10 protein-coding genes are annotated in these 13,032 nt (G+C 43.6%); 5 read left to right on the top strand and 5 right to left on the bottom strand.

Annotated elements, in window-relative coordinates:
- Position 1 precedes the first annotated feature (1 nt).
- Positions 2–169 (top strand): extrachromosomal elements maintenance protein EdmS, encoded by a 168-nt coding sequence (gene edmS / locus NYE43_RS18760; RefSeq protein WP_010332114.1) that lies wholly within the window; start codon positions 2–4, stop codon positions 167–169.
- Between the two features lie 157 nt (positions 170–326).
- Complete coding sequence (locus tag NYE43_RS18755; protein WP_341062386.1) at positions 327–1,568, top strand: C40 family peptidase; 1,242 nt, start codon at positions 327–329, stop codon at positions 1,566–1,568.
- Positions 1,569–1,606: 38 nt separating this feature from the next.
- On the opposite strand, the gene NYE43_RS18750 is transcribed toward NYE43_RS18755, so the two are convergent.
- Complete coding sequence (locus NYE43_RS18750; protein WP_024123066.1) at positions 1,607–2,467, bottom strand: Cof-type HAD-IIB family hydrolase; 861 nt, start codon at positions 2,465–2,467, stop codon at positions 1,607–1,609.
- A 155-nt stretch (positions 2,468–2,622) separates the two neighbouring features.
- Complete coding sequence (locus NYE43_RS18745) at positions 2,623–3,591, bottom strand: LCP family protein (protein WP_069486829.1); 969 nt, start codon at positions 3,589–3,591, stop codon at positions 2,623–2,625.
- A 330-nt stretch (positions 3,592–3,921) separates the two neighbouring features.
- On the opposite strand from NYE43_RS18745, the gene NYE43_RS18740 reads away from it, so the two are divergent.
- Positions 3,922–5,295, top strand: a complete 1,374-nt coding sequence (locus NYE43_RS18740) for a sugar porter family MFS transporter (RefSeq protein WP_341062384.1) — start codon at positions 3,922–3,924, stop codon at positions 5,293–5,295.
- 46 nt (positions 5,296–5,341) lie between these two features.
- Here the strand turns inward: NYE43_RS18740 and NYE43_RS18735 are convergent, their stop codons facing one another.
- From NYE43_RS18735 to NYE43_RS18725, 3 genes are read right to left on the bottom strand one after another with little or no spacing between them, the layout of a single operon-like run.
- Entirely contained in the window at positions 5,342–6,466 is a 1,125-nt protein-coding gene (locus NYE43_RS18735) for a Ger(x)C family spore germination protein (protein WP_341062382.1), read from the bottom strand.
- Positions 6,463–7,569: a spore germination protein gene (locus NYE43_RS18730; protein ID WP_341062381.1), complete on the bottom strand. Its 1,107-nt coding sequence runs from the start codon at positions 7,567–7,569 to the stop codon at positions 6,463–6,465. The genes NYE43_RS18735 and NYE43_RS18730 overlap by 4 nt, the downstream gene beginning before the upstream one ends.
- Positions 7,570–7,574: 5 nt before the next feature.
- Positions 7,575–9,026 (bottom strand): spore germination protein, encoded by a 1,452-nt coding sequence (locus tag NYE43_RS18725; protein WP_341062380.1) that lies wholly within the window; start codon positions 9,024–9,026, stop codon positions 7,575–7,577.
- 266 nt (positions 9,027–9,292) lie between these two features.
- Between NYE43_RS18725 and manA the strand changes: the two genes are divergently transcribed.
- Both manA and NYE43_RS18715 read left to right on the top strand, forming a co-directional pair.
- The gene (gene manA, locus NYE43_RS18720; RefSeq protein ID WP_326323701.1) at positions 9,293–10,243 is read left to right on the top strand and encodes a mannose-6-phosphate isomerase, class I; all 951 of its coding nucleotides are present in this window, start codon (positions 9,293–9,295) and stop codon (positions 10,241–10,243) included.
- A 130-nt stretch (positions 10,244–10,373) separates the two neighbouring features.
- Positions 10,374–13,016 (top strand): glucosaminidase domain-containing protein, encoded by a 2,643-nt coding sequence (locus tag NYE43_RS18715; protein WP_341062378.1) that lies wholly within the window; start codon positions 10,374–10,376, stop codon positions 13,014–13,016.
- Positions 13,017–13,032: the final 16 nt, after the last annotated feature.

The raw sequence follows: 13,032 nt of genomic DNA, 5'->3' as shown, positions 1-13,032 counted from the left end.
GATGAAATTTGTCAAAGCCATCTGGCCGTTTGTTGCCGTTGCAGTCGTGTTTATGTTTATGTCAGCTTTCAAATTCAACGATCAGCTGACTGATCAGGAAAAGCAAAAAATCGATACAGAAATTCATAAAATTCAACAGCAGGAAGAAACGGCAAACGCCGCTAAATAACACACAAAAAAAAGAGAATGTCTTACGAGACATTCTCTTTTTTTATTTGCCATTTTGAAAGCCAGCATATTCATTCTGTAAAAATATGAAAAAGTCTCTTAACATATCTAGAAAAATACCGATGTTAAAACTGCAAATAGAGGAGGAGATAATAAAAGTGAACACACTGGCAAACTGGAAGAAGTTTTTGCTTGTGGCCGTTATGATTTGTTTTTTGGTTCCTATTATGACAAAAGCGGATATTGCGGAGGCTGATGCAAAATCTGACCTGATCATCAGTGAAGCAAAGAAACTGCTTGGGTATAAGTATAGATACGGCGGTGAAACTCCGAAAGAAGGCTTCGATTCATCTGGATTGATTCAATATGTTTTCGGTCAGGCTGATATTCATCTGCCGAGATCTGTGAACGACCAGTCAAAAGTCGGAACGGCAGTAAAGCCGGCAGATCTAAAACCAGGTGATATTTTATTTTTCAAAAAAGCGGGAAGCAGCGGGACTGCACCGACACACGCCGCTCTTTACATTGGAGACGGGCAAATGATTCACAGCACCCTATCAAAAGGGGTTATCGTCACAAATTACAAAAAAAGCAGCTATTGGAGCGGCTCTTACATTGGGGCGAAACGAGTCGCTGCCGATCCGGAGACTGCTGATGTGGATGTTGTGCAGGAGGCCGAAAAATACCTCGGCATTCCGTACGTTTTTGGCGGAAGCACACCGTCAGAGGGCTTCGATTGCTCAGGGCTTGTGCAATATGTCTTTAAACAGGCGCTTGACATCTATCTGCCGAGATCAGCAGAGCAGCAGTGGGCAGTAGGCGAGAAGGTTGCGTTTCAGAACATTAAACCCGGTGATGTCATCTATTTCAGCAATACGTATAAAACAGGAATTTCGCATGCCGGCATTTATGCAGGAGGCGGAAGGTTCATTCAGGCGAGCCGGTCTGAAAAAGTAACCATTTCCTACTTATCAGAGGATTATTGGAAATCTAAGATGACAGGCATCCGCCGGTTTAACAACCTTACGATTCCGAAAGAAAATCCGATTGTGTCGGAGGCGACGCTCTATATCGGGGAAGTTCCTTACAAAAAGGGCGGGATTTCTCCAGAAACAGGATTTGATACTTCTGGCTTTATCCAATATGTTTACCAGAAAGCGGCAGGCATTTCACTGCCCCGATACGCGACGAGCCAGTATAAAGCGGGAACAAAGGTTGATAAGGCTGACCTGAAACCGGGAGACATTGTCTTTTTCCAATCAACAAGCTTAAACCCGGCCATCTATATTGGAAATGGCCAAGTCGTTCATGTCACATTAACAAATGGTGTAACCATTACCAATATGAATACGAGCACGTATTGGAAAGATAAATACGCGGGAAGTATTCGGGTGCAATAATAAAAAACAAAGACTCCAGGATCTCTGGAGTCTTTTCTTTATGCATATTGGCCGGATAGAAGCTGATCTATAAAGTAGGCCACACCATTTTCATCATTGCTTTTCGTCACGTAAGTGCTTTTTTCTTTCAGTTCATCAATCGCATTTTCCATGGCGATTCGGTGTCCTGCCACTTCGAACATGGATAAATCATTCGGACTGTCACCAATCGCATAGATATCTTGCGTCTCAATTCCGTATTTGCCGGCAAGCTCAGTCAGCGCGCGCCCTTTGCCGGAAGAGGCCGGGAGAATTTCGATAATGTGCTTTCCGGAAGAGGTTTGCGCCAGTTTTTTATGATGCTTCAGTTCTTCCTTCGCATGTCTCAGTTTTTCCATATCAAAGGAGAAGCAAAGGAGCTTGTAAATGTTTTCGCTGCCGTCGAAAATCGATTCGATATGCGGGATCGGTTTGATGCCGAACTGCTTGAACTGGGTCATGGCCCCTTTCCACAATTCATCCATGTTTTCATCTGGATTGGCGCTCCTTAAAATGTCAAGCTCTGCTTGAAGCTTAGATTCGCCGTCAAAAGGAGAAAGCAGATGGTCATCTGTATAGACCTCGAAGTAAATATTTTTTGAGAGCAGGTAATCAGCGATCGCTTTGCCGGCCTCTTGATCCATTAATGTCCGGCTGATCAGGCGGTAGCCTTTGTCATGAACCGTTCCGCCATTTGCCGCGATGATAGGGATATCCAAGCCTTCCAGCAGCGCTTTAACATCAAACGTTGCTCTTCCTGTGCAAATGGTAACGAGGATACCCGCATCAAGCGCCCGCTTGATAGCCGCTCTGTTTTCATTAGAAATGATGCTTTCCTTATTCAGCAATGTACCGTCTAAATCAATCGCTATTAATTTCATATGTAGGGGAAACCTCCTTAATAATGAAGCTGCTTCGTGTAGTATGTTCAGCTTTCATACGAAACATAAACCATATAGGACAAGGCTAAACCTTACGATCCTATTTTTCAACAATGAAATATGTAAAACGGGATGGCTGCACGCCATCCCGTTCATTATACACCTAAATCGTTTTGCAGCTCTTCTTTCACTTCCTGCAGTTTTTCCTGATTCAATCTGAAATAGTAGACGCCGCCAGGCTCATAGTCATAGCCTGTCAGCTGGATGGATTCAACCGACTTCAGTGAAGTGATAAACGGGAACAAGCCAATGGCATCTTTAAGAGATAGATTCATTTTTAAGTTTTCTCCCATTGTATCCACAATATCATCATAAGCCGGAATGGAGCTAAGTGATTTTGATTTATCGATAATGGCTTTCAGCACTTCCATTTGTCTTTGTCCGCGTAAAAGGTCACTGTCAGCTTTACGTGTTCTTACGTAAGCCAGCGCTTCCTCTCCATCAAGCGTGTGTGTGCCTTGTTGAAGGACAACTTTTCCTTTTGTATCCTTTTTGATTTGCTGGATGACTTTATCGCTTTTTACGTTGACTGTGACGCCATTCAGCTCATTTACCACGTCTTCAAACGCAGTGAAGTTGCTTTCGACTACATAATCAACGGGAATATCAAGCATTTCTTCAACTGTTTTCACACTTAGATCTACGCCGCCATAGGCGTGGGCATGCGTAAACTTATCATAGCCATGGCCTGGAATATTCACATAGGCGTCGCGCGGAATGCTCAGCATTTTGGCTGTTTTTTCTTTGCGGTTAAAGGTAATCAGTACATTCGCATCACTTCTGGCCTGGTCTACCGTCTCACCGTTTTTCTCCCTGGCATCAATCCCTAAGAGCAATACAGAGAAAGAATCCTTTCCAGGATCAAACTCTTTAATCCGTTTTACAGATTGTTCTCCGCGGGCAAGACTGACGTGAGCTTCTTTAGAAGCGTTGTTCAGTTTGACATAAGCGTATGTGCCGACAGAACCTGCGGCAATGATGAGGAAAGCCATTACACCGGCTAATAATTTCACCCATTTTCTTAGGCGTCTCTTTTTCTTCTTACGTTGTGATCGTTCTTCCATATCAATACCTCACGTTTCATTAATATTTGAAGCGTACCATTCATTTTGCCATAGGGCAACTGCCGATAAGACAATATTCGATAAAAATTCCTATATTTATATGTTTTTGTTTTTAGAGATTTATGATGATGTGCTGAATCACCTTCTATTGGACGCCACTGGGGAAAAAAATGTTTCGGTGCAGTTGAAAAAAACGCCAGTAAATTAATGGGTATTAGATGTCTGTACGTCTGCATAGGTTTATTTGCCAGAAAAATAGGCTAAAAGATTTCTAAAAAACTCCGTGGACAGTGCCATTGGATCACTGATTGGAGAAAGGGAGTCATTTCTATGAAGAAGCAGTCAAATATATGGCTTTATTTTTTCGGCGCTCTTGGTGGCGCTTTATACGGCTATGATACCGGCGTCATTTCGGGAGCCATTTTATTTATGAAACAGGATTTAGGCCTCAACGCCTTTACAGAGGGACTTGTTGTCAGCTCTTTATTAATCGGAGCGATACTCGGTTCCGGAGCGGCTGGCAAGCTGACGGACCGTTTTGGCAGGAGAAAAGCGATTATGGCTGCCGCGCTGCTGTTTTGTATAGGAGGATTGGGAGTTGCGCTTGCGCCAAATACAGGAGTGATGGTGCTCTTTAGAATCATTCTGGGACTGGCAGTCGGAACATCGACAACGATCGTGCCGCTGTATTTGTCTGAGCTGGCGCCAAAAGAGAAACGGGGTGCGCTTTCGTCCCTCAACCAGCTGATGATTACGGTCGGTATCCTGCTTTCCTATATCGTCAATTACATATTTGCCGATGCGGAAGCGTGGCGCTGGATGCTTGGATTGGCTGCCGTACCATCATTGCTCCTGCTCATTGGTATTTTGTTTATGCCTGAGAGCCCGCGCTGGCTGTTTACAAATGGTGAAGAGGGCAAAGCGAAGAAAGTTCTTCAAAGATTGCGGGGAACAAAGGATATTGATCAGGAAATCCATGATATTAAAGAAGCGGAAAAAGAGGACGAAGGCGGTCTGAAGGAGCTGTTCGATCCGTGGGTGCGCCCGGCGCTGATTGCCGGATTGGGACTGGCGTTTCTGCAGCAATTTATCGGTACGAACACAATCATTTATTATGCGCCGAAGACCTTTACAAACGTCGGGTTCGGAAACTCCGCCTCTATTTTAGGAACGGTCGGAATCGGAACAGTGAATGTTCTTATGACTCTTCTCGCCATTAAAATCATTGATAAAATCGGCAGAAAGCCGCTGCTGTTATTCGGGAATGCCGGCATGGTGATCAGCTTGATTGTCCTGGCTATGGTGAATCTCTTTTTCGATAACACCCCGGCCGCATCATGGACGACAGTCATTTGCTTAGGCGTGTTTATCGTTGTGTTTGCCGTCAGCTGGGGCCCGGTTGTCTGGGTGATGCTTCCTGAACTATTTCCGCTTCATGTGAGAGGCATCGGGACTGGAGTCTCTACCTTGATGCTGCACGCTGGAACTTTGATTGTTTCTCTAACCTATCCAATTTTAATGGAAGCGATCGGCATCAGCTATTTATTCCTGATTTATGCTGCGATCGGCATTATGGCATTTCTATTTGTCCGGTTTAAAGTAACAGAGACGAAAGGAAAAAGCCTTGAAGAAATCGAGCAGGATTTGCGCGATAAAAACGGCCAGAGTGGATCGGCAGGTAAACAGCAGACAGCGGGAACGTAAATCATATTCAAAAGGGTGCTGCCAATAGGCGCACCCTTTTTGCTGCTTACCTTCCAACTGTTCCAAAATTAATGATTTTGAACGAAATATCGTATGTGAACTCTGCCTCAGTGAACGTTTCATCCCAATGCCCTTTTACTTTATCCCAGTAATCCGGGTATTGAATCCGAACGTAGTCAGATAAAAAGATAGGGTCTGCTTTATACGTATGCTGCAGCTGATCCATAATCTGCTTGATATCGTGTTTCAGCTTTTTCTCAAAAATGTTTTCCAGCTTACGCAAATAGCTCTCGCTAAAAGAATTTTCTCTTGGACTTTGATCTTCTGTCAGAATGCCTGTTGTTTTGACAGAAATATGAAAGACAGGCTTTCCATTCTGAATGGCAGGTTTGATTTTTGATTTGGACTTCTTAATCTCAAATGTAATCGGAGATCCTTTTTCTTCCGCCGGCATGACGCCGCCTTGGATCGTCCCCATTACCCATGTCAGCGCTTGTGTTTCATTCGCTGAAAGAAATCCGACGAGTTTATTGCTGCCGCTTTTAATAATGCCAGCCCCGTCATACTTTGCTTTTCCCTTTTGGTTTTTCACGGCTTGAATGAGAAAACTGTAGCCGTTTTGGCAATAGATAGAAGCTCTTCCGATCCGAAGCGGCATCATAATTTTCCCGTTATATCCGCTGTTATTTGTCAGATCAATCAGTTTTTCGGAAGGCATCGGCAGCTGCTGCTTTGGACTTCCTTCCGTAAAAATGTCTCCAGCTTCCCCTCTCGCTGCCATCAAATAGCTGCTTCTCCTCAGCTCATCATCCCGGATAAAATGGTTGAACAATTGATCCATATTTTGGTTTTTCATTAGCTTTTCTCCCAAAAGAATCACTTTCAAATGATCGCTATAGATAGGAGGGTCCTTGATGGATACATCACTGACCGCTTCGAGAATGGTTTTCCCGCTGGAGGTCACATTAACAAATTCCGGTTTTCCTGATGCTTGGCTGTCTTCACTTTGAGGAAGAAGGTTTTGATAGGTTAATTTATACTGATGGTCATCAGTTTCATCGATAGCAAGTCCCCTGGCGAAAGACAGTTTTTCAATATTTTTGACATCCCAGCATCCGCAGAGCAGCTGCAGCATCAGAACCATTGCCGCAAGCTTTATTATTGTTTTCATTGCAGTTGCCCCCTCCCCAGCTTCTTCTGTACCCAGCTCAAAAACCAGATGAGAAATGGTATGATAATGACACCTAAAAATGCATATCCGAGAAGTGAACCGTAATAAAACACGGCATTAAGATCGTCAGGAAGCAGTGTGAAGAAAAATGTAACAGCCAGCAGTGCAGCAAGCAGCCACGGATTGTTTTTATTTTTTAGGTGAAAGACATCTGTTAATCCGATATGCGCGCCTTTAAAAGAGCCGAGCATACATGCAAATTGCTGAGCTGTCCAAGTCAACTGTAAAAACAGGTCAAATCGTTCAATAAAAATCCCTGGGATTTCTAATGCGTGGATGAGTGAAATGGTCGGCCACGTCACTGTTTTAGCTTCAGCCACACTCATACAGCCAATGACAATAAACAAAGTAATGCTGTAGAAAACAGTTGAGGTTGCAATGCCCAAAGCGACAGCTTTTTTAACCTTCTTCGGATCTTTCATAAAGGGAATGAGATAAAAAATGACTTCAAATCCTGAAAAATACAAAAGGGTTTTAGGAAATAAAGAGAAAAAACTTTGATAGCCGCCTTCAAATACGGGTCGGATAAAATCTAACTGAAACAAACGAAAGCTAAACATCAGAAGCATCAGAAAAATAATAATAGTAACAGGAAAGATATACGCATATACCTTCGCAATGGGGTAAACGCCTCCGGCCACATGATAGATGGCAACCGCCAGAAAAATAATGACGACAACCGCCATCGGCGTGTTTTTTAATAGAAAGAATGCGACAACCTCTCCCAAGACCCGGGCTTGAAAGCATACGATACCGATAAAATAAAGGGTAATAAATAAATTCAAAAAGAAACCGATCAATTTTCCGGCTGCAATGCTGTTGAGCTCAAAAATTGTTTTCCCGCTGTTTCGTTGAAGAAAAGGCAAAAAAAGCAGAGCATAAATAATAAAAATAACGCCCTGAAGCAGGATCATAATCCATCCGCTCGGACTTTCGGTTTCAGCGGCTGAGCGGGGAAGGGTTAAGACACCGGCACCGATCATTGTACTGCTTACCATAATAAGCGTCTGCATAAATGTAAGCTTGTCCTCTGATTGCATCATAGCCATCACCTTTGTCTGATTTTATCTTTTGTGTCTTTACGGGTAGGTCTCCTTTTTAAAAATAGGGTAGGGATGCGAATCACAGTGTCCTTTAAATCTTGTCCGGGCTGTGCCATTATGGGAATAATGTAATCTTGGCCAAAGCTTTTCAGTCGCATCAAGTGGCCGATCACAAACAGAAAGACCATGATGACGCCATACATGCCAAGCATCGCGGCACTTATCATACCCGCGATGCGAATAATCCGCAGCGGAAAGTTAAAGGCGTATGAAGGAACGGTGAATGATGCCAATGCGGTAATTGATACAACTATGACCATCAGTGCGCTGACGATTTGCGCCTGTACGGCTGCCTGTCCAATGACAACACCTCCAATAAGCCCAATCGTCTGCCCGATCGGTTTTGGCAATCTTAAACCGGCTTCCCTGATCAGTTCTATCGTAAATATCATAATAAAGGCTTCGACAAAAGGCGGAAAGGGCACATTCAGCCTGCTGCCCGCAATCGAAATGGCCATTCTCGTCGGCAAAAGACCGGTGTGGAAGGAAACGAGAGAAATATATAAGCCGGGCAAATAAATGGTAATCAGGATGCTTGAATAACGAAGCAAACGAATAAGAGACATTGTAATCCAGCGCTGGCTGTAATCATCTGGTGAATGAATAAATTCATCCACCGTTGCCGGTACAATCAATGCAAATGGTGTACCATCTACTAATATGGAGACCCGTCCTTCTAACAATGAGCTTTCTACACGATCAGGCCGTTCAGTGCTTAAGATCGTGGGAAAGATTGAAAAGGGTTCATCTTCAATGAGCTGTTCAAGTGTGCCTGATTCCGGCAAATCATCTGTCGTGATGGATTTCAGCCGTTTAAACACTTCTTTTATGACATAATCAGGTGCAATATCCTGAATATAAGCGACAGCTATCTTTTTTTTCGTCCTTTTGCCTATTGTCATTTCTTTTATGACGAGATTAGGGTCACTCGTCCGCTCTCGCAAAAGTGCCGTGTTTGTCCGCAGTTTTTCAATAAAGCCAATCTTCGGCCCGCGTTCCACGATTTCTGAGGAAGGCTCTTCAAGGTTGCGCGTCATTAACGTTTTCGTATCAAATGCCAGCCCCGCGCTGTAACCATCGGCCAGCAAAATGGTATGTCCGGTAAAAATGAGCTGCTGTATTTCTTTTATTGTAGAAACAACGCTGTGATGATAGCCGAAAAAGAAAGCTGATAAATCTTCAATCAAGCCTTCTTTTTGAGCTAACGATTCTTTTTGTAAAGGAGAAATGACGTATTGCGCCAGAAGCTTATTTTCTGTCAAACCGTCAATATACAGCAGGCAAGCCTTCTGTCTGCTGTCTCCGAAAGAAAACGTATAAAACATGATATCGTCGTTTTGACCCAATTTTTTTTTCAATGTTTCTACATTGCGCTGGAGATCAGAGTCGATTTGCATAGGTTCTCTCCTTTATAAAAACATATTGACGGTTTTTCTTAATTTGTATCAAAAAAGGAGAATTATTCTTCATAAGGAAAAGGCTGAAACAAACCTTCTTTTGAAAGTGATATAATAAAAAGGAAGCGTTTTCTCAAAAGGGGTCATTGATACATAATGCTTTGTACATATGTTGTCATTGAAAAGCAGACAGACATAGGGGCGTTTGTAAGGGGCACGCATCGGGAAAATAATGATCAGCCATTTAAAGGGGAGGGGTACGGATCATGACGCAATCACCGATTTTTTTCAAGCCAGTGTTTAAAGAAAGAATCTGGGGCGGCACCGCTTTACGCGATGTCTTCAGGTATGACATTCCATCAGAAACAACAGGGGAGTGCTGGGCCATTTCCGCTCATCCAAAAGGACCGAGCACTGTTGTGAATGGCCCGTATAAAGGAAAGACATTGACCGAGCTTTGGGATGAGCACCGGGAATTGTTCGGAGGCGTGGAGGGAGACCGGTTCCCGTTACTGACGAAGCTGCTGGACGTAAAAGAAGATATGTCGATTAAAGTCCATCCCGATGATTATTACGCTGGAGAGAACGAACAGGGAGAACTCGGCAAGACGGAGTGCTGGTATATTATTGACTGCAAAGAAAACGCAGAAATCATTTACGGACATACGGCGCGTTCAAAAACTGAGCTTGTCACAATGATTAACAGCGGTGACTGGGAAGGCTTGCTGCGAAGAATCAAGATTAAGCCGGGTGATTTCTATTATGTGCCGAGCGGTACGATACATGCTTTATGCAAAGGAACGCTTGTGTTAGAGACCCAGCAAAATTCAGATGCCACATATCGGGTCTACGACTATGACCGTCTCGAAACAAGCGGCAAGCCAAGAGAGCTTCATTTTGCAAAAGCCATTAACGCGGCGACCGTTCCCCATGTGGACGGATATATAGACGAATCAACCGAATCAAGAAAAGGAATAACAATTAAAACGTTTGTCCAAGGGGAATACTTTTCCGTCTATAAATGGGACATTAATGGAGAGGCTGAGCTTTCGCAGGATGAGAGCTTCTTGATATGCAGTGTAATAGAAGGAAGCGGTTCGCTTACGTATGGAAAAGAAACATGCCCGCTTAAAAAGGGCGATCACTTTATTTTGCCTTACAATATGTCCGACTTCACAATTAAAGGCACATGCACATTGATTGTGTCACACATGTAAACTTAATCTCACTTAGAGATTAAGTTTTTTATTTTTCAAAAATGGAATGGATTGACCTATAAATAGAGCATACGCGTGCCGATAAATAAACTAGTTTTATATACTCATTGAATAAGAAAGAGGAGAAGGAATGAAAAAGAGATTAATCGCACCGATGCTTCTGTCCGCCGCGTCCCTTGCCTTTTTTACCATAACCGGCTCTGCACAGGCTGCAGCGTATACGGACTACTCGATTTATAAGGTGGAGCCGGCAAAAACATTCAGTACAGAAAGCCAAGCCTCTCAGGCCGCCGCCAAATTGGAAAAAGACACAGGCTGGGATGCCTCCTATCAGGCTTCAGGAACAACAGCAACCTACCAAATTACCGCTACAGGCATACATAGCGAAGCACAAGCTAAAACCGTGCTGAGCGGACTGACAAAACAGACTGCCATTACAGGCACATCCAGTCCAGTCGGCAGCAAACAGCCGTATATGACCATCACATCCGGCGCAATTTCAAGTGAAAAACAGGCCAACACCCTGCTGGCCAAACTTAAGCAGGAAACAGGGGTATCCGGCGCTGTGAAGATGTCCGGCACAGCCCAGTTTTACATGAACGTGGTTACCTCGGAAATAGCAGATGAGATGAAGGTAAAGGAGCTTATCCAAGGCCTGACAAAGAAAACGGGGATAAAAAGCACGTACCAGCCCGTTACTCATGAAGTGTCTGTAACAAGCATTCAATCAGGTGCTATTATCGGAGACAGCAAGGCTGCCCAAGTCAAAAACGCATTCCAAAAAGAATCAGGACTGAAGGCATCATTAAAAGAAACAGCGAAAGGCCAAGCCTATTACACGTTTACAACAGCCTCTATATCAGGTGAAGCAAACGCCAAGACTTTGTTACAGCAGCTGAAACAAAGCACCGGAATTACGGGAAGCTACAAGTCAATCAATCAAAAAACTACAGCAGACGTATACAATGTCCAATCGGCTTATTTCAAAGGGCTGAATACAGTGAAGGATGCCATCAGCCAAATCAAGAAAAACACTGGGGTGTCCGGATATTATCAAAAGGTCGGCAAAAGCACATCATATACGGTAAACATGAAGAATTTGACAAAACAGCAGCTTCAAAAGGTCGACGCATTTTTCAAAAAGAAAAAATGGCATTACACGTCATCTGCCGTGAAAAAAACGGCAACATCATCTGCCTATCAAATTACGACTGCACAGATTTTAGGTGAGCAGCAGGCCAACAAAGCTGCGGCCTTCTTCACACAGAAAAAAGTAAAGGCAACGAAAAAAGCGACTGGAAAAAAAGCCGAAAACCAATATCAGCTCATTTCTGAAGAAACAACAGACCAAGCAAAAGTTACAAAAGGTTTGAACGTTTTAAAGAAGAATAAGCTAAGTGCTGCAGCAAAAACAGTAAAAAAACAAACTGCCAACACATTTAAAATTACAACTGAATCTCTGCTGGATGCGGCAAAAGTCAATGAAGCCATCACGTTCTTTAAATCGAATCAGATTTCAGCCGCAAGCAAAAAAACGGGTCAGACAGCAGGAAGTAAATATCAAATCACCACTGAGGCGATCATCAGCCAAGAGGACATCGATCGTGTACTTGCTTTTTTCAAAAAAAATAACGTCTCTGGCACAGCCGCGAAAACAGGCGCAACAGCATATACACAATACAAAATCCTGACATCTCAGCTCAGCAGCAAAACAGCATTGAACAATGGACTGAACTATTTTAAAGCTCAGCAGTTAAGCGCGAACTACACGACCAAAAGCAACACGCTTTATAAAATTAGCCTTAACGAGCAATTCACAGGCAATAGCGCAGCTTCAGCGGCATCAGCGAAGCTGAAACAATTATATGGATGGACATCATCCACTGTAAAAATAAAAAACGGTCCGCAAATCATGAAAACGAATTATAATCTCTCGCTTCGTGATATGGTTCAAAAACAAATGAAAGTCAGCCCGCAAACCGACGGTGCAGCTTACGTATCCCTCGCGTATATCAATACAGCAACCTCTACGGTTACAGCTGATGTACTCAACATCCGGTCAACACCGGCAGTCAGTCCGACGAACGTCATTGGCCAATTAAGAAAAGGTGATAAAGTGAGAATCATCGGCCAGACAAACGGCTGGGCTAAAATCAATATGGGGTGGAGAAACGCCAGCAGTGATGAAGTAGGACAATACGTTGACCCAAACAACTTTTCCATGGACAGCAAATACTACTTCCAATTTCTTAAGCTGTCACAGACAGCCGGCCTCAGCGTTGCCGAGGTCAATCAGAAAGTGCTTGCGGGCAAAGGCATCCTGACAGGGAAAGCAAAGGCATTTATCGATGCCGCAAATAAGTACAGCATCAACGAGCTATATTTAATCTCACACGCTCTCCTTGAAACAGGCAACGGAACATCCGATTTGGCCAATGGTTTAACCTATAACGGAAAAACCGTTTATAACATGTACGGAATCGGCGCATACGATAGCAACCCGAACTACTACGGCGCCAAATACGCATACGAGCAAGGCTGGTTCACTCCAGAAGCCGCCATTATCGGGGGCGCCAAATTCATAGGCACATCCTACATTCATAACACAGCCTACAATCAAGATACGCTATACAAGATGAGATGGTCAGCCACAGCTGCACACCAATATGCAACAGATATCGGCTGGGCGTACAAACAAGTAAACCGCATGTACAGCCTGTATTCATTACTGGATGGATACACACTGTATTATGATGTTCCGGAGTATCAATAAATAAAAAAACACCTTT

Origin of the sequence: Bacillus sp. FSL R5-0434 (assembly GCF_038004745.1) — a bacterium.
Classification (GTDB): domain Bacteria; phylum Bacillota; class Bacilli; order Bacillales; family Bacillaceae; genus Bacillus; species Bacillus halotolerans.
Note: the sequence above shows the minus strand (reverse complement) of the source record. Positions and strands in the feature narration are given on the sequence as shown.